Annotated in this window: 15 protein-coding genes; 8 read left to right on the forward strand and 7 right to left on the reverse strand. The window is 58.0% G+C overall.

All coding sequences use genetic code 11. The features are described 5' to 3' along the window. The first annotated feature begins 77 nt into the window (after positions 1 to 77). The 3 genes from OQ273_RS03745 to OQ273_RS03755 all read left to right on the forward strand — a co-directional run bounded on the left by OQ273_RS03745 (position 78) and on the right by OQ273_RS03755 (position 2,741). Complete coding sequence (locus OQ273_RS03745; protein WP_267989138.1) at positions 78 to 1,088, forward strand: ArsR/SmtB family transcription factor; 1,011 nt, start codon at positions 78 to 80, stop codon at positions 1,086 to 1,088. Positions 1,089 to 1,090: 2 nt separating this feature from the next. Beyond that, positions 1,091 to 2,014 (forward strand): methylenetetrahydrofolate reductase [NAD(P)H], encoded by a 924-nt coding sequence (gene metF, locus OQ273_RS03750; RefSeq protein WP_267989139.1) that lies wholly within the window; start codon positions 1,091 to 1,093, stop codon positions 2,012 to 2,014. Positions 2,015 to 2,150: 136 nt separating this feature from the next. After that, entirely contained in the window at positions 2,151 to 2,741 is a 591-nt protein-coding gene (locus OQ273_RS03755; RefSeq protein WP_267989140.1) for an FMN-dependent NADH-azoreductase, read from the forward strand. Between the two features lie 473 nt (positions 2,742 to 3,214). On the opposite strand, the gene OQ273_RS03760 is transcribed toward OQ273_RS03755, so the two are convergent. Continuing rightward, positions 3,215 to 4,126, reverse strand: coding sequence for a DMT family transporter (locus tag OQ273_RS03760; RefSeq protein WP_267989141.1), 912 nt, complete (start codon positions 4,124 to 4,126; stop codon positions 3,215 to 3,217). A 157-nt stretch (positions 4,127 to 4,283) separates the two neighbouring features. Between OQ273_RS03760 and OQ273_RS03765 the strand changes: the two genes are divergently transcribed. Together OQ273_RS03765 and OQ273_RS03770 are read left to right on the forward strand one after the other, a co-directional pair. Further along, positions 4,284 to 4,544 (forward strand): hypothetical protein, encoded by a 261-nt coding sequence (locus OQ273_RS03765; protein ID WP_267989142.1) that lies wholly within the window; start codon positions 4,284 to 4,286, stop codon positions 4,542 to 4,544. A gap of 191 nt (positions 4,545 to 4,735) precedes the next feature. Beyond that, a complete protein-coding gene (locus OQ273_RS03770; RefSeq protein WP_267989143.1) occupies positions 4,736 to 6,112 on the forward strand; it encodes a cation:proton antiporter in 1,377 nt (458 codons plus the stop codon). A 3-nt stretch (positions 6,113 to 6,115) separates the two neighbouring features. On the opposite strand, the gene OQ273_RS03775 is transcribed toward OQ273_RS03770, so the two are convergent. The 5 genes from OQ273_RS03775 to OQ273_RS03795 all read right to left on the reverse strand — a co-directional run bounded on the left by OQ273_RS03775 (position 6,116) and on the right by OQ273_RS03795 (position 13,853). Next, complete coding sequence (locus tag OQ273_RS03775) at positions 6,116 to 7,312, reverse strand: lytic murein transglycosylase (RefSeq protein WP_267989144.1); 1,197 nt, start codon at positions 7,310 to 7,312, stop codon at positions 6,116 to 6,118. Positions 7,313 to 7,392: 80 nt separating this feature from the next. Continuing rightward, positions 7,393 to 8,172 carry a glycoside hydrolase family 25 protein gene (locus OQ273_RS03780; protein ID WP_267989145.1) on the reverse strand — a complete coding sequence of 260 codons (780 nt, stop codon included), beginning with the start codon at positions 8,170 to 8,172 and terminating at the stop codon, positions 7,393 to 7,395. Between the two features lie 64 nt (positions 8,173 to 8,236). Next, positions 8,237 to 8,869 carry a class I SAM-dependent methyltransferase gene (locus OQ273_RS03785; protein ID WP_267989146.1) on the reverse strand — a complete coding sequence of 211 codons (633 nt, stop codon included), beginning with the start codon at positions 8,867 to 8,869 and terminating at the stop codon, positions 8,237 to 8,239. Then, complete coding sequence (locus tag OQ273_RS03790; RefSeq protein ID WP_267989147.1) at positions 8,866 to 10,122, reverse strand: BtaA family protein; 1,257 nt, start codon at positions 10,120 to 10,122, stop codon at positions 8,866 to 8,868. The genes OQ273_RS03785 and OQ273_RS03790 overlap by 4 nt, the downstream gene beginning before the upstream one ends. 95 nt (positions 10,123 to 10,217) lie before the next feature. After that, entirely contained in the window at positions 10,218 to 13,853 is a 3,636-nt protein-coding gene (locus OQ273_RS03795; RefSeq protein ID WP_267989148.1) for a hydantoinase B/oxoprolinase family protein, read from the reverse strand. An 88-nt stretch (positions 13,854 to 13,941) separates the two neighbouring features. Between OQ273_RS03795 and OQ273_RS03800 the strand changes: the two genes are divergently transcribed. Next, on the forward strand, positions 13,942 to 14,847 hold the full coding sequence (locus tag OQ273_RS03800; protein ID WP_267989149.1) for a hypothetical protein: 906 nt from the start codon (positions 13,942 to 13,944) through the stop codon (positions 14,845 to 14,847). A 42-nt stretch (positions 14,848 to 14,889) separates the two neighbouring features. Further along, the gene (locus OQ273_RS03805; protein WP_267993017.1) at positions 14,890 to 16,230 is read left to right on the forward strand and encodes an MFS transporter; all 1,341 of its coding nucleotides are present in this window, start codon (positions 14,890 to 14,892) and stop codon (positions 16,228 to 16,230) included. Here OQ273_RS03805 and OQ273_RS03810 read toward each other — a convergent pair. After that, a complete protein-coding gene (locus OQ273_RS03810; RefSeq protein WP_267989150.1) occupies positions 16,227 to 17,033 on the reverse strand; it encodes a DUF2189 domain-containing protein in 807 nt (268 codons plus the stop codon). The two genes, OQ273_RS03805 and OQ273_RS03810, sit on opposite strands and share 4 nt — an antisense overlap. A gap of 302 nt (positions 17,034 to 17,335) precedes the next feature. Here OQ273_RS03810 and OQ273_RS03815 point away from each other — a divergent pair, with 302 nt between their 5' ends. Continuing rightward, entirely contained in the window at positions 17,336 to 18,025 is a 690-nt protein-coding gene (locus OQ273_RS03815; protein WP_267989151.1) for a cyclic nucleotide-binding domain-containing protein, read from the forward strand. Positions 18,026 to 18,096: the final 71 nt, after the last annotated feature.

The following is an 18,096-nucleotide window of genomic DNA, read 5'->3' on the forward strand; positions in this document are numbered from 1 at the left end:
TCATATAAAGATATGTTTATGTGATTTCGCAATCGGTGAGGACGTCATCCTGCCATGAGCGGGAAGCCGAGGAAGCGATGCTGGATAACAACAGGCTCAGTCTGGACAAAACCGTTGATGTGCTGAAGGCCGCCGGCGAACCGACCCGGCTTAGGGTGCTGGCGCTGTTGTTCGGCGGAGAACTGACGGTCACGGACCTGACCGAAATCCTCGGACAATCACAGCCGCGCATTTCCCGCCATCTGAAACTTCTGGCCGAAGCCGGCCTTGTCGAGCGGTTTCAGGAAGGGGCCTGGGCCTATTTTCGCCTGACCGGAGACGGTCTTGCGCACGCCTTGACCCGGAACATTGTCGACTCGGTTTCGCCTTCCGATGCGCTGCTGGCGCGCGACGCGGAAAGGCTGTTGGCGGTCAAGCGCGCGCGCGCCGAACGTGCGCAGGCCTATTTCAGCCGCAATGCGGCCGGGTGGGATCAGTTGCGCTCGCTGCATATCTCCGACGAGCAGGTGGAAAAGGCGCTGGTTGAAATGGTCGGCGAGCAGCCGTTCGATTCAATGCTGGACCTTGGAACCGGGACCGGGCGTATTCTCCAGCTCTTTTCTGCGCTTTACCGGCGCGGCGTCGGAGTCGACGCCAGCCGCGACATGCTGGCGATCGCCCGCACCAATATCGACGAGGCAGGGATCGGCCATGCTTCGGTGCGTCAGGCCGATATTCTCAATCTCCCGCTGCCGCGTGGGTCGTTCGATCTGATATCGATTCACCAGGTCCTGCATTTTCTGCAGCATCCCGAAGAAGCGATTTCCGAGGCAGCGCGGATGCTCAGCCCCGGCGGACGGATGATCATTGTCGATTTTGCGCCCCATGATTTTGAGTATCTTCGCGATGAGCATGCGCATATGCGGCTGGGCTTTTCGGCCGATACCGTTTCCGGCTGGCTGCGCGATGCGGGTCTGACAGTTGAAAACGTTGTTGCTTTGACGCCGCAAGACAAGGCTGAGAAGGGGCTGACAGTGTCGATCTGGCTTGCCAGAGACCCGCGGCTTGTTATCGCCAATGAACAAACATCCCAAGAAGGAGTCGCCTGATTATGTCCGTACTGCGCCGTTCCGGCCCAACGCTTCTGGGTGACGACATGAACGTCTCCTTCGAGTTTTTCCCACCGCGAAGCGGCGATATGGAAAGCCAGTTGTGGGAAAGCGTCATGCGTCTCGCACCCTTCGGGCCGGATTTTGTTTCTGTGACCTATGGCGCGGGCGGCACGACCCGCCAACCGACCCTTGCGACGGTGAAACGGCTTCTTGCCGAGACGGATCTGGCGCCGGCAGCGCACCTGACCTGCGTCAACGCCAGCAAGGACGATGTTGATGCGGTTGCCCGGGAGTTCTGGGAAGCCGGTGTCCGGCATTTTGTTGCCTTAAGGGGTGATTCTCCTGACGGCATCGGATCGGCTTATCGTCCGCACAAGGACGGCTACCGCAATGCGGCAGAACTGGTTGCGGGCCTGAAAGCCTTCGCGGATTTTGAGATCACAGTCTCGGCCTATCCGGAAAAACATCCGGAGAGCCCGGATTTCATGACCGATATCGATATGCTCAAACGCAAGGTCGACAATGGCGCAACGCGGGCCATTACCCAGTTCTTTTTCGACAATGACAGTTATGAGCGCTATGTGGAGCGGGTCCGCAGGGCCGGTATCTATGTGCCCATCGTGCCCGGCATCCTTCCGGTTCACAATTTCTCGCAGGTTGCGAAGTTTGCGGATCTGTGCGGCGCCTCCATACCCGACTGGCTTGCGACCCGCTTTGAGGGTCTTGAGCAGGACCCCCAGACCCGCTCGCTCGTTGCCGCCGCCGTTGCGGCAGATCAGGTTATGGATCTTGTCGAGCGCGGTGTGCAGGACTTTCATTTCTACACGATGAACCGTGCACAGCTTGTTTATGCGATCTGTCACCTGCTGGGACTGCGTGCCCCAAAGGGCAATGGCACCGTCACAACTGCGACTGCTGCTTAACAATAATCTTCATTTCGTTCATTATTATTGAACAATATGTTGCAGGTTTCGGCGCTTTCTGAGCGCCGGAGCGCACCTATCTTCCGGTCAATGCCTGGCCCTTGCGGCCCTAATTGAAAATCGGAGACAGGTGACAATGACACGTATCCTTGCAATTCATTCATCGGCACGCCGGGACGAATCCGTCAGCCGTAGGCTTACGGAAGAGCTGGTGGCGCGGCTTGTAGAGAAGGCTGACAATTCCACCGTTACGATCCGCGATGTTGCTGAGGGGCTGTCCTTTCCGAGCGAGGCTTGGGTGACGGACCGGACGATACCGCAGGAGCAGCGCACGGCGGAGCAGAACACGGCGCTGGAACAGACGGACAGGCTTGTTGAGGAGTTGCGCGCTGCCGATATTATCGTGGTTGGTGCGCCAACATATAATTTTGGAATTCCGGCGGCCCTGAAGGCCTGGATCGATCACGTGGCGCAACCCGGCCGGACATTCAGATATACCGAAGACGGCCCTGTCGGCCTTTTATCGGGCAAGAGGGTTTATGTCGTCAATGCATCCGGCGGCGTTCCGGTTGGCAGTCCTGCGGACTTCGTCACGCCCTATCTGAAACATGTTTTTGCATTTCTCGGAGTTACGGATGTGGAGTTCGTTGCTGCGGACCAACTGATGGTGACCGGCGACGACAGCATGCGCCAGGCCCGCGATGCGATCGAAAAAGCGGCGGCTTGAATCTTCGCAAAAACAAACGGGGGTGGCGATTGCCACCCCCGCTGTCTGTTTCCGGCTGGCCGGTCCTGCCGGCTGCCAAGCGTCGGTGCCTAGAGGAATAACATCAACGCGACAAATAGAAATGCTGCACCGATCACCAGGACATTGAGCGAACGCACCAATCCCATAGCTGACCTCCCTGCGGTTAACCCTGTTAGGCTAGGACGGAGTCGAGGGTTTTGGAAAGCAAATTTGTTGCTGCGCTGCCGAAAACGGCAAAGGGTTTTCCAACAAAACCGATTCTAAGCGCATGAAATTCATTGACTAAGCGTGGTGCCAAAAAAATGTGAGTCATGAGCCAGATCTGCCTTGTTTTTTGCAGTTGCGAAGAGATTTTCGTGGCCACTTTGTGGCAACTGGTCGTAATCCTGACAGCGTAAACGGTTGTTGCGTGGGCAGTCTTTTCTTTTGGAACCTACCTTATCTACCTGAATTTATTTCCTTTTCATAATTCGAAAAAAGCGGCCATCGATTGTCAGCAGGCCGATTCCGATCAGTATGAGGCCGGCCATCGCCTCCAAGCTCAAGGTTTCATTGAGAAAAAGAGCACCAAGCACAATCGCGCTCGGTGGGACGATGAGAGTGACGAGGGACGCGTTCGTCGCGCCGGCTGTGGAAATAATCCGAAAATAGAGGATGTAGGCAAATGAGGTCGAGACGACGGCCAGTGCGACAACGGCAAGAATGATAGGAAATGGCGGCAGATCAATCGTCCAGGGACGATCGAAGAAGACTACGACCGGCAGCATTATCAATGAAGACGCGGTTAACTGCCCGGTAGCGGTCACGGTCGGGCGCAGATCCGAAAACCGCTTTCCGAATGTCGCCGCCAACCCGTAGGACACCGCTGCGCCAACCACAAAAAGCTGTGCCCAGACCGGTGCGCCCAGACCGGTCAGAGCCGACGGGCCGATGAGAACAGCGGTCCCGGCCAGGCCGAGAAGACAGCCTGCCACCTTTGCAGCGGTCATCTTCTCATCGCTTGTCAGGACGTTGGCGATGAGAATTGTCCACAAAGGCGTTGTGGCGTTGAGAATGGAGGCAAGACCGGCGCCGATCGCCGTTTGACCGAAGAAGAGGAGGCTGAACGGGATGACATTGTTCGTTAATCCCAGCAGCAGGAAGTCCCGCCACCTTGAAAAAATGGCGCTCAGGCCACCATTTCGGGCAATCAGATAAATATGCAGGGCAATGGCCGCCAGAAAGACCCGTAAAAACACGAGCGTCAAAGGCGGGATGTACTCCACCGCGACACGTGTGAAGAAAAACGATGCGCCCCAGATTGCTCCAAGCATAAAGAGCAAGAGCCATGTTGTCGCCGAGATGGTGTTGTTATTGCTTTGCATGATGGATGCCGCGCTGTTCATCTGACCGGTCATAGGGGTGGAAGGTTCGCTCGGCTATCCGAAACTTGCGGACAAACTGTAGCAGTGCTTTGCCAGCTCTCATCTTGTATACTTTTGTTCGGACCGATGATGAGAAAAATTCGCCAGGAGCGAGCCAATGGATCTTCCCAAGCCGCCCAAACTTGTACGATTTGTCGTGAAAAACAGCCTGGTGGGCATGGTCATCGGCTGGTTGGTGGCAAGCGCCGTCGTTTATTTTGATTTCAACGGCTTTGGCAGCCTGGTGATGGAATCGCGCCACGTGGTGGTCGCGCTTTTCATCATGTTCTTTTCCTTTGGCATTACCTTCGGTTTTGCCTATCTGACAACCGCCGTTCTTCTTCTTCCCACCGACAAGGACGATTTCGACAGGGTTTGAGGCCGCGTGTGTGCCTTGCCGCTGTCCCGGCGTCATGCCAGTATCGACCGGTGGATTCGTGAAAAACGAATGTGTGACGGTGCCGAGCGCGCCCCGTCCGCCATCTCGGGAGAACGTTTCTGGAAGGCACGATCCAAACCGCTGTCGCTGATACTGCCGCTCACGGAGCGGCGTTAGGCGATATCGCGTTTGTGGCGGCGGTTGCCGCGCTCATGGGCCTTGGGCTTTTGTGGCTCAGACAACCGCCCCTCGTTGGATTCATTCTCGCCGGTGTGGCGCTCGGCCCCACGGGTTTTGGTGTCATTCCCAATTCCGAAAGTGTCAATCTGCTGGCGGAGATGGGTGTGCTCATACTGCTCTTTTTCATCGGCATGGAGCTGTCTCTGAAAGCCTTTGTGGTATCGCTCAGACAGTCCGTTCTGGTCGCCGGCGGACAGATCGTCGCCGCGCTCATCGTTGCCATTCTGATCGGGTTTGCGTTGGGTCTGGATTTTGCCGAATCTCTCATTCTCGGCTTTATCATCGCGATGTCCAGCACCGTCGTTGCTATGAAGATGCTTGACGATATGGGCGTGCTGCGAGGGCGGGAAGGGCGCATTGCGGTCGGTGTGCTTATTGCACAGGATATTGCCGTGGTGCCGATGCTGATCTTCGTCAGCAGTTTCGGTTCCGGCGATATCAACTATGTGTCGGTCACATTCAAGGTGATTGTTGCCGTCGCGTTTCTGGGTGGGCTTTTGTGGTGGCTCGGCAAGCGGGGAAAGCTGCGGGTGCCCTTCACCGAGCAGATCGAGAACAAGGTGGAAATCCTCGCGCTTGGTTCCCTGGCCATCTGCTTTTCCGCTGCAACCATCTCAGGCATTGCCGGCCTTTCCCCGGTCTATGGGGCGTTTATCGCCGGAATTCTTATCGGCAATTCAACGCTGCGGACTCGTGTCATACCGGTGATCGAGCCGATCCAGAGTGTCCTCCTGATTGTGTTTTTCCTGTCCATCGGCCTGTTGATGGATCTGAGCTTCATCTGGAACAATCTGCTTTTGGTGATTGCCGCATCGCTGGCGGTGATTGCTGCAAAATCGGTTCTCAATATCGCGCTTTTGAGGCTTACCGGCTCGGATGAACAGACAGCACTTGTCGCCGGCCTTTCGATGGCGCAGATCGGGGAATTCTCCTTCGTGCTTGCCGCTGCCGGTCTTGCCGCCTCGGCGCTTGGGGGCGATGCCTATCGGCTGGCGATCGCGGTCACGGCCATATCATTGCTGATATCGCCGGTCTGGGCCAATCTCATGCGCCGGGTGGAACGCGTTGCCAGTGCCGGGCTGACCTCATACCGGCAGGCCTTGATGGAGGCCTATGCCAATGAGATCGGCGAGGTGCAGCGCGGCCGGCAGGCCGTTGACCGCGCAGTCTTCCATGTGCGCTTGCGTTATCGCGCGGCCCGTCTTGCACTTTATCACAGGCGTGCGGAAAAGGCCGCCGAGGGGAGTGGGGCAAGCGAGGACAAAGGTGACAAGGCCGCCGAAGCCGACCCAAAGGCTCAACCTCAGCAGCCGGTCAAGGCCGAATAGGCGCTATCTCAGGCGTTGCAGGAGCTGCGGTGTCGGCCATGCATCGGCCGGCATGCCGAGGCGCATCTGTTCGGCCTGTACGGCTGCGCGCGTGCCTGCCCCAAGGATACCGTCGATCTTGCCGACATCGTAACCCTTGCCGTTGAGGATCGTTTGAAGCTGTTTCATCTGCGCATCCGAAAGGCCCTGATCGGGGTTGCCGGGATCATAGCGCCCGGCGCCGGCTAGACGCGTTCCGAAATAAGCTGCAGTCGTTGTGTAGATAAACGATTTGTTCCATTCCAGGTAAACGGAGAAGTTCGGATAGGCGAGGAAGGCCGGACCCTTGCGGCCTTGGGGCAGAAGCAAGGCGGCAGACAGTTCACCGGAGGGCAGGGTGCCCTGACGCGCATTGACGCCCATTGCTTCCCATTCCTTCACCGGCAGCGCCTTTCCAAGGCCCGTGCCCTGCCAGGCCATGTCTGATGGCACGGTGACTTCCTGCAGCCAGGGCTGGTTTGCCTGCCAACCAAGATGGCGGATAAAGTTTGCGGCGGTGAGTATCGCGTCCGGCGCGCTCTTTTTCAGGCGCACATGGCCGTCTCCATCGGCATCGACTCCAAAACGGATGATATCCAGCGGCAGCATCTGCACCTGTCCGATTTCACCGGCCCAGGCGCCGGTCGTGCGCGCCGGATCGAGGTCATTGTGCTGAACCATTTCGATGGCGGCGATGAGCTGCGGGCGGAACAGTTCCGGACGCCTGCAATCATGGGACAAGGTCACCAGCGCGTTGACGGTGTTAAAGTCGCCCTGTACGGCGCCGAAATCGGTCTCCAGGCCCCAGAAGGCCGTGATCACCGCTCCGGGCACGCCGTATTCGAATTCGGCGCGGGCAAACACATCGGCATATTTTGCAAGGTTCTTTTTGCCGTTTTGCATGCGGTTGGCGCTGATGAGCCGTTTGGTGAATTCGGTGAAGGTCATCTTGAAGACGCCCTGGGCCCGGTCGCGCCGCAGCACCTTGTTGTCAATTGCGGCGTTGGCAAGGGTCCGGTCCGCGGCCGCTGTCGAAAGCCCCTTCGCAATGGCCTCCTGTTTTACACCGGCAAGAAACTCGCTGAGGCTGCCCCCGCACGCCGCGGCAAAAGATGGTGTCGATATGGCGAGAGCCGCAATACCGACAAGCGTGGCGGCAATGCGGTTGATCGGTTTTGTCATGGATGGGTCCCCAGTGTAGCTGTGCTTCATTTTTGACAGTTCAGAATTTCGGGCATTTGTGGCCGGAACAAGATGTTGCATCATGGGCTGCGGGCGCTCTGCAGCCATTTGGCCCACTGATCCTTGTTGCCGACAAAGACATTGATATCCGTGTCACCGTCGATCCCCGGCACGCGGCCGGTGCCGGTATATTGCCAGAAATGCCATGTCCTGCGGTGATAGACATTGTCGGGATGATCGGCGACCGAGCGAAGCCAGAACTGATACTCAGCGAAGTGCCCTTCAAGGTTCTGGCGGTGGAAGTCGACGGTTGTATAGATCAGGGGCCGTTTTCCATAGTGTTTCTCGACGGCATCGAGGAACACCTTCATTTCCCGGCGCACTGTTGTGGGTTCTGGCCGCAGCTTGCAGGTCTTGGAATGATGGTTCCACTCGACATCCAGCACCGGAGGCAGGGCTGACCGGTCGCGCGGCGTGTTGGCTATGAACCATTGCGCCTGTTCGATCGCGGGACGGCAAAAGTAGAAAAAATGATAAGCGCCGCGGGGAATGCCGGCGCGCTTTGCATCATGCCAGTAAGTGTCGAACCGTTCGTCGCGGTGGTCGCCGCCCTCCGTCGACTTGATGAATGCAAAGGCGATATCGGCGCGGCGCAGCTTGTTCCAGTTGATATCGCCCTGCCATTTCGACACGTCGATGCCATGGATCTGATGCTTGGCAGGATGCCTGTCGCCGAAATATTGCGGGTCACTATCGCCGTAGCGCGATGGCGAGACCTCAGGCTCCAGGCCGAGGTCGTAACTCATGCAGGATGACAGAGTCAGCAGCAACGGGATCAGCGCAAAGCCGAAACGGGGCATATGGAACCGGTCCGAATCACATGTCGATCATTACAGAGACTTGTAATGGACAATCCCGTTCGGGTCACGCCATTTGGACAGCGGCGTGTTGCGCAAAGCCGCGATAGAGGCTGTTTCCGGTCACGCGCGCGCCATGAGCATCTGCTTTTTCGGAGATCGCATTCATCATATTTTCGCGGGGGCTGACGTGGAATTTCCGCAGCCAGGCATTCAGACCGGCCTTGAACCAGGCGGGCATTGCGTTCTGGTCGCCGAAATCCACGACATGCAGGGAGCCGCCCGGTGACAGGTGCGCCAGGGCCTGATCGATGGTGGCCTCCCAGCCCGGTATCATTGACAGCGCATAGGAAATGAAAATTCGGTCAAACCGGTCATGGCCGAACAGTTCGCCACCATCGAAAGAGGTGGCGTCCGCAAGGGCGAGCCTGGCGTCGATACCCCTTTTTCGCGCTGTTTCGAGCATCTCGGAGGAGATGTCGAGGCCAAAGAATTCCGCCTGCGGATAGTGCCTGGCTGCAAATGCGATGTTTCGTCCGGTTCCGCAGCCCAGCTCCAGGATGCGTGCGCCGTGCGGCGCGCCCATTTCACGGATCATTCCGTCTCGTCCGAGCAGGAAGTATTTCCGCGTCAGGTCGTATATGTGTTTTTGATGGCGATAGACGCCATCCATGCGGGCAGCGTGCGTGGAGGACTTCATTGGGTGCGTTTGATATAGAGATGGAAACCACCATAGATCGCCGACCGGTCCCGACGGCAACAGGCGATGGACTCCTGATCCCTATACTCCCACTGTTCAAGCAGCGCCTGCGGTATCTTGCCGTCGACAATGGAGTCCTTTCCGGCGGTCCGGAAGATGATGCGGGCACCGGAGGCCGCCGTTCGTGTCATCTCGCTCCAAAGCTCCGTCAGCTGATCAGGCCGCATCCAGTCCTGCGCATCAAGCAGCACGAATCTGTCGACGGACTTTTCGGGTTTGCGCCGGAGGAACTGCGTATAGCTGCAATGATGGATGTCGACATTCCTGACGCCGTCGCGGATTGTCGAATAGTGGTCTGCCTCCAGGTAGGCCGGCAGGCTGGTATCCGCAGAGGTGTCGTAGCGGCGCGAGAATGCCTGCTGCGCGAAGTAGTTTTCGCGTAGTGGAAAATGGCAGGCAAGTTTTTCCACCCGTTCCTTCAGCACGGATGCCATCGTACCGTCACTGCCGGAGGCGAGCAATTCATCATATTGAGCGGGCGGAATGCCAAGGCCGAAAAGTGAAGCCTTGCGGCTCGACGCCCAGCGGACGAGGGGGCTGTCGAAGATGGGCGCAAGGCGCTCGTCGAAGAAGCGGCGCTGTTCGCGCAGGCACCGGCTTTGCATGATTTCGGCGGGATTGACGCCATGCAGGCGCGACACGAGATGGCCCGCCGTGATGCACCAGCCAAGCAGGCCGGTACGATAGAAATTGCCGTTGAAGACGGCGATGCGTCGCGAACCGCGCCAGGTGCGCTGTTCCCAATAGGCCCGAGACTTGCCGTCCAAATGCGGGGCAATGAACCGGTCATAGGCTGCGCTGTTGTGTTTCTGATCCGGTTTTCCGAAGAAGCGCAACACATCGCCATGGCTCGGCAGATGCTCAAGCGCCGTCAGTTTCATACGGTTGAGCGCCACGTGGGAGGCGTTGAGATCAACCGCGTCGATCTGCGCCGGTGAGCGCGTGAGATAGGCGAGAATATTGCAGCCGCCGGATGCGATCGTGACAATGCGGTGGCCCTTGTCCAGGGCCATGGCGTCCATATCGACATCCGGGTCTTCCCAGATCTGAGGGTAGACAAGGCCCGTGAAGAAGAGCGCAAACACACGCTCGGACAATCCCCGGCGGGACAGGAGCCTGTTCTGGTAGACCGCATTTGCAAGGTTCCTCGTGGTGCTTGCTGTCAAGCCGGCATTTTCGATCGCATCAGACATGAATCACCCGTCCGTCATTATTCAAAACGCGGGTAAGCCTGCGCCGTGACAGGTTCATGACGGGGCGATGACCGTTTGATGAACGGCAGGCCGGATCAGGCCTTGCCGTAACCGCCTGCGGTGGGTGTCGTCAGGATAACCGCTTCTCCTGTTTCCAGAACAGTCTGGTCGCAGGCTTTCAGTTCATCGTGCGTGCCGTCGAGGCGGCGGATGACCGTCTGGCCGACCTCGCCGTCACCGCCGCCATCGGCGCCCTGCGGCGGGCGGTTGCGGTGCGATGATAAAATGGCGCATTCCATCTGCTCGAGGAAGCGTATGGTGCGCCGCGTCCCGTCGCCGGCACTGAAGCGTCCTGTGCCTCCGGAATCCTCGCGAATGTGGAAATCCTCAAGCAGCACGGGAAAACGCATTTCCAGGATTTCCGGGTCGGTCAGGCGGGAGTTGGTCATGTGAACATGCACACCCGATGTGCCGTTGAAACCCCGCCCGTCATTCATCCGTCCGGCAGGAGATCCGGAACAGATGGTCTCGTAATACTGATACTGGTCGTTGCCGAAGGTCAGATTGTTCATCGTGCCCTGACTGTTGGCGAGCGCTCCAAGAGCGCCGAAAATGGCGTTGGTGACATGCTGCGATGTTTCCACATTGCCGGCGACCACCGCTGCCGGATAGGACGGTTTGAGCATGCAGCCTTCCGGCACCACGATGTTGATCGGGCGCAGGCATCCGGCGTTCATCGGGATCGCGCCCTCGACCATAACGCGGAAACAGTAAAGCACCGCCGCACGGGTCACCGGCTCCGGCGCATTGAAGTTGTTTTTCATCACCGGAGAGGTGCCGGTGAAATCCACCGTTGCCGTGCGCTCCTTGCGATCGACGGTGATTGCCACCTTTATCGTCTGCCCCGTGTCGGTCTGGTATTCATAGGCGCTTTCAGACAGCGCATCGATGACACGACGGACGCTCTCGGCGGCATTGTCCTGAACATGGCCCATATAGGCCTCGACAACATTAAGGCCGAAATTCTCGACCATCTTGCGCAGTTCGCCGACGCCCTTTTCGTTGGCGGCGATCTGCGCTTTCAGATCCGCAACGTTCTGATGCACGTTGCGAACGGGGTAGGGGTGGTCGGTCAGAACCTTGATCAGTTCGTCTTCACAGAAGCGGCCCTGGTCGACGACGAGGACGTTGTCGATCAAAACGCCTTCCTCATCCACCGTTGTCGCCAGCGGGGTCATCGAACCGGGTGCGGTTCCGCCGACATCGGCATGGTGACCGCGCGAGGCGACATAAAACAGGATCGTTTTATCGTCATCGTCGAAGACCGGAGTGACGACCGTGATATCGGGCAGATGGGTGCCGCCATTGTAGGGTGCATTGAGCGCAAAGACATCGCCCGGGCGGATCTTGCCCTCGTTGAGCTTGATGATGGTTTCGACGGACCGGTCCATCGAGCCCAGATGCACCGGCATGTGGGGCGCGTTGGCAACGAGTGCTCCGCTACGGTCGAACACCGCGCAGGAAAAGTCGAGCCGTTCCTTGATGTTGACCGAATAGGCCGTGTTCTGCAGCGTGATGCCCATCTGTTCGGCGATCGACATGAAGAGATTGTTGAACACCTCGAGCATCACCGGGTCAGCATTTTGCGTGCCGATGGCGTCCTGCCGCGCCATTTTTTCGTGACGGCGCAGAACAATGTGGTTCTTGGCGTTGATCTCGGCCTGCCATCCGGGTTCGATCACGATCGTCTGGTTGGCTTCGATGATCAGGGCCGGACCTTTGAGGGCGTTGCCAGGGCTCAGATCGCCGCGCATGTGGATCGAGGCCTGATGCCACTCTCCGCCCGAGAACATGGCGCGCGTTCCTGCGGCCTTTGACGCGGCATCGCTCAAGGGGTGATCCTTTTCCGTCGCGGCGTTGTTGCGGTTGTCATTGGCCTCGACCGCGACGGCCTCGACGATAATCGGCTTGTTGTCATAGATGAAACCGAACTGCGCTTTGTGTGCCGCTTCGAATGCCTTGCGCGCCTTGTCCTGCGATCGGTCCTCGAAGGCCACGGTCAGCGGCGTGTCGGTTCCGTCATAACGCAAATGGAGAAGAGGGCGCCAGGAAACGGCCGTTTCCGGAACGCCTTGCGCCTTGAGTTCCGCTGTTGCTTCCTGTGACAAATTTTCGATGATCCGAACGATTTCGTCCTGGGTTTCTCCGGCCAAGGGTTTGACCAGCGCCTGCTGACGGGACGCGAAGAGGCCGGCAAGGCCGATCCCGTAGGCTGACAGCAGACCGGAGAAGGGGTGGATCAAGATGGCTTCCATGCCCAGCGCATCGGCAACAAGGCATGCATGCTGACCGCCGGCTCCGCCGAAACAGTTGAGCAGATAGCGGGTGACGTCGTAGCCGCGTTGCACGGAGATTTTTTTGATGGCGTTGGCCATGTTTTCAACGGCGATGGTTATGAAGCCTTCCGCGACCTCCTCGGGCGAGCGGCCATCGCCGATCTCATTGGCCATCGCCTCGAATTTCTCCCGTACCGTATCGGTATCGAGCGGCTGATCCTGGCCGGGGCCGAAGATGGGCGGGAAGAATTCGGGTTGCAGCTTGCCAATCATGACATTGGCGTCGGTGACGGCGAGCGGCCCGCCGCGGCGATAGCAGGCAGGGCCGGGGTCGGCGCCAGCTGATTCCGGGCCGGCACGGAAACGGCCGGCTTCATAGTCAAGGATCGAACCGCCGCCGGCGGCAACGGTGTGAATGCGCATCATGGGCGCGCGAATGCGAACGCCAGCCACCTCGGTATCAAAGGCGCGTTCATAGTCGCCGTCGAAATGCGCGACATCGGTCGACGTTCCGCCCATATCAAAGCCGATCACCTTGTCGAAACCGGCAAGGCCGGCCGTTTCCACCATGCCGACAACACCGCCGGCGGGGCCGGAGAGGATTGCATCCTTGCCCTGAAAGAGATCGGCAGCCGTCAGACCGCCCGACGACATCATGAATTTCAGCGATGGGCCGTTATCCGATCCGGCTTCACTGTCCGCGCCGAGGTCGGAGGCGACCTGCTGGACGTAACGGCGCAGGATCGGCGACAAGTAGGCATCGACCACGGTCGTGTCGCCGCGGCCCACGAGCTTGGCAAGCGGCGAAACGCGATGGCTGACCGAGATCTGGCCGAAGCCAACCTCCTCAGCGATGTCGGCAACAGTTGCCTCGTGTTCGGGGTAGTTCCAGGAATGCATGAAGACGATCGCGACGGCATCGATGCCGTCGTCACGCGCGGCTTGCAATTGCTGCCTTATCTCCTGTGCCCGGGGTTGCGCTTCAACCGTGCCGTCGGCCCTGACCCTCTCATCGACCTCGACGACCCGTTCATAGAGCTGTTCGGGCAGAATGATTTCCTTGGCAAAGATGTCGGGGCGGGCCTGATAGGCAATCCGCAGCGCATCGCGAAAGCCGCTTGTGATGACAAGGAGGGTCCTGTCGCCCTGGCGTTCAAGCAGGGCGTTGGTGGCAACGGTGGTGCCCATCTTCACCTCGCCGATGCGACCGCCCGGCACGGGCTCGCCCGGTTTGACACCCAGCAGATCGCGAATGCCCTGAACGGCTGCATCGCGGTAGGCTTCCGGATTTTCCGACAGCAGCTTCTTCTGGATAAGCGTCCCGTCCGGCGCGCTGCCGATCACATCGGTAAACGTGCCGCCGCGATCAATCCAGAAATCCCACTTGCCTGCCATACCGTCTTCCTTTCATTTTCAGCAACAGATGCACAGGGCAGGGGCGGCTGTCCATAGGGAATGTCAGTCAAGCAAATGGCAAAGTGCGATGGAGAAGCTGCACAACAAAATTTTTAAATTGCTTGATCGCCGAATGCGCAGAAGGTATGTCGCTTTTTTGGTTGTATATGACGAAATATATTCTACTTATGAGTGTATAAAGGATTTATCCGATATGTATCAGCAGGCATTTCGTCTTTGCCTCAGGCTGAAAGGTTACTTCGGTCTTGCTGTGGCAGTTGCACTCATCCTTGAGTTCATCAATGACGCGTTTTCGGTCGCTAACGGGACAATCGTTGGGTCTGTCTTGAACTGGGGCTATCTGGCCTACATAAGCCACGCGGCGCTCTTGTTGCCTGACCATCGAGATAAGGCCAAAGATGGTGTGCGTATGGTTGGCTTCTCAATTCGCCTATTCGGCCTAGGTGTGTTGATGGCCCTGCCCGCCATTATTTTGGGTGTATTCGTATTCCTTTTCAGCAACGATCTAGACAACGTAGATGCCCGTCTGTTTGTTTCGATTACGATACCTGCACTCCTGTCGGCGATACTTTTTGTTCTCGTGTTAGCTTCTATCGGGACCGTGCTTCCGGCATATGTTGTGCAATCCGGCAAGGGGGTTTCCGCTGCGTTTCGACGCGGAATGCGGACTTTTTGGAATACGGCCGCCTACTTGCTCGCCGGTCCGCTCATATTCACCTCGATAGCCTTTATCATCCCCTTTGCAGCGGTCTTGCTTTTTCCTGAGCTCCTTGAAGCGGACCACGACGCGCCGCAAAACATGTGGGGCAGTATACAGTCGAGTGTCACAATATTTCTCGTCAGACTGGTTGCTAATGCCGCATACGCGTTTGCTGTGGTTATGACCGCCTGGGTGCTTTCCTGCGCTTTTCTAGATGCGCTGAAATCTGAAGGCAGGGATGCGCCATTGCGTAGGGGCAATTCACCGCTGTAGACCGCTTGCCGCTGACGCGCCTTGCATGACATAGATGGCTTCATGCTTGAGGTGCTTTCAAATCGCGCCTATGCGCGCTTGTTCAGTGCGCAGGTTGTTGCACTGCTCGGGACGGGGCTGCTGACGGTCGCGCTTGGGCTGGCAGCCTATGAGATCGCCGGCGCGCAGGCGAGCGTCGTGCTCGGTGTGGCGCTGACCATCAAGATGGTCGCCTATGTCGGGTTTTCCCCGATTGCCAGCGCGCTGATTTCGGAATTGAACCGCAAAAAGGTGCTGGTCTATTCCGATCTCATTCGGGCGGTTGCAGCGCTGTTTTTACCGTTCATCGATGCGGCCTGGCAGATTTATGTCCTGGTCTTCGTGCTGCAGGCCGCCTCGGCGACCTTCACGCCGGCCTTTCAGGCGACCATTCCGGATATCCTGACCAAAGAGGCCGACTATACGAAGGCGCTGTCCCTGTCGCGCCTTGCCTATGATCTTGAGAACATTGTAAGCCCCGTGGTCGCCGGGCTCCTTTTGACCGTGATCGGCTTTCACTGGTTGTTCGCGGGTACGGCCATCGGTTTTTTGGTGTCGTCCTATCTGGTGCTTGTCGCCACCGTTCCAGCCGTCTCCGATCTGAAACATCGCGGTTTCTTCGACCGGCTGACGAGGGGAAGCCGCATCTATCTGGCGACACCCCGGTTGCGCGGGCTTCTTCTCCTCAATCTTGCGGCGGCCTCGGTCGGGGCAATGGTGATCGTCAACACCGTTGTTGTTGTGCGTTCCCTTTATGGTGGGTCGGAGCCGGAGGTGGCGTTGGCCCTTGCGATGTTCGGGTGTGGTTCAATGGTGTCGGCTCTTGCGCTTCCAAGATTGCTTGATCACCTTGCCGATCGGACCGTAATGGCAACGGGTGCGGTCCTTGTCGCAACGCTGCTGACTGGTGTCGGCGCGGTTTTGTTCTCCGGTATCAGTCTGCCTTGGCTCGTTTTGCTCTCAATCTGGTTTCTGACCGGCCTTTTTTATTCTTCGATCCTCACCCCTTCCGGGCGGCTTTTGCGTCGCTCCGCACATTCTGAAGACCGGCCGGCTCTTTTCGCAGCCCAGTTTGCGCTCTCACATGCCTGCTGGCTTTTAACTTACCCGCTCTCAGGTTTTTTGTTTGCATCCGCCGGCATGGGCTGGACGATGATTGTGCTGGGTTCAACAGCCGGAATTGCTGCGCTCGCAGGCCTGTTGTTGTGGCCGCGTGACGACGCCGATGTCATTGAACACAGCCACGACGAAATGCCCGAGGACCATCCGCATCTGCGCAATACCGGCCGTCGAACCGGCGCGCACAGCCACGCCCATGCCTTCGTCATTGACGACGAACATCGGGTCTGGCCGACCCATGGTTAGGGCTGCTTGTCCTGCGAACCGATTGCTGTTTCATAAAGGTGCCAGGTCGCATGGCCGAGAATGGGCAGAATAACGATCAGCCCGATGAAGGCCGGCAGCATGGCGAGAATGGCAAGCGCGACCACGACGATGCCCCAGGCGATCATTGGACCGGGACTTTTAAGGACTGTCTTGAAACTGGTGATCATGGCCGAGACGAAGTCGAGTTCGCGATCGAGCAGGAGCGGCATGGATATGACGGTTGCTGAAAACAGGAACAGTGAAAGAATGGCTCCGGAAATCGTACCTACCCCGACAAAGAGCATGCCTTCATGGGTCGTGGTGATGATCTCAAGAAAGCGGGGAATGGAGGAAAAGCTCTGGAACCCGAGGAAAAGGGCCAGCAACAGCCTGACCTGATAGATCCACAACCAGAATATGAACAGGACCACGAAGGCCATCCAGCTCAGTTGCCGTTCCCGTTGTCGGAAAATAACCAGCAGGATTTCCTTCCAGACCAGCGGCTGTCCCGCCGCCAGACGGCGGCTGACCTCATAGAGGCCGACCGCAACAAACGGTCCGATCAGTGGAAAGCCGATTGCCACCGGAATAATCATCCAGGGCATTTCCAGATATGTTAGTGAGGCAAGAATAAACCAGCCGCCGATCGCGAATATTCCACCGAAGAACAAACCGAACAACGGTGCTTTGAGAAAGTCACTGACACCGGCTTTCAGGGCGTTGCCGATATCGGCAAACGACACGGACCTCACGTCCGGCATTTTTGGCGGCTCGTAGGTGATGGTCTGTTCGCTTTTTTCCACTGTCGTCCTCCCAATCATGTCGATTATACAGCATTTTCTGCGTGTTTTCTCACAGATTCGACTCTGGAACGGTGCAAATAAGGTCTCAAACGGCACATGTCCGCGTTTGACGGGGCCGCATCGGCTCCCGGCAAGTGAAGGCTGTGCTTCAATTTTCTGCATATGGCGTCTAGTTTGGGGCCGCGGTGTGCTTGATAAAACGGAAGGTCCGTAAAGCATGCCGCACCCGGGACAACCGGCGCAAAAGAAAGAAATTTCGCGTGGGGCGCCAGGCGGCCCGAGTAGAGCGATAAGAGGTAGTTTTGGAACACATTATTGAGACCGCCACATCTCCTTCGGCGATTTCCGGTCATTTGTCCTACGGTCTCCTGGTCCTTTCGATGCTGATGAACTCCATCGTTTGGCTGCGGATCATAGCGTTGGTGTCCGGGGTTGCCGGCATCATCTATAGCGGCTTTGTCCTGCACGATCCTATCGGGGCGGGCTGGGAGACGCTTTTTGTCACCGCTAATCTGACCCAGCTCTGCCTGCTCGCGTGGCGCAGCCGCAAGGTCCGTTTTTCGGATGAGGAGTTTTTGTTCTGCCAAAATGCGCTGGTGCTCGTACCACCGTTTCTGGCGCGTCAGTTCATCAATATCGGGACGTGGAAAACGATTCCGGCAGGTACGATACTGACGCAGCAGGACGAGACGGTTGAACAACTGACCTATGTTGCCGAAGGGCATGTCGACGTTGCGGTCAATGGAAAGCTGGTCGCCAATTGCGGCACGGGCGATTTTATCGGTGAACTTGGGATATTGTCGGGGCGCACGGCGACGGCGACCACAACGGCGACGACGGATCTCAGGGCGCTGGTTTTTGAGCGCGACAGCCTGATGCGGCATCTGAGCCGCCAGCCAGACATCAAACTGGCGCTTCAGGCCGGCTTCAAGATCAATCTTCGGCAGAAGCTGGCGGCGGCGAACGAACGGACGCTCGCGGAAACCAGGTGATGAGAACCACCCTTTCTAGTTGCTGCTCGGAGGCGCCAGGCGTGGCGTCCCATCTCGCAATGCACAAACAA

The organism is Hoeflea prorocentri (genome assembly GCF_027944115.1).
GTDB lineage: Bacteria > Pseudomonadota > Alphaproteobacteria > Rhizobiales > Rhizobiaceae > Hoeflea_A > Hoeflea_A prorocentri.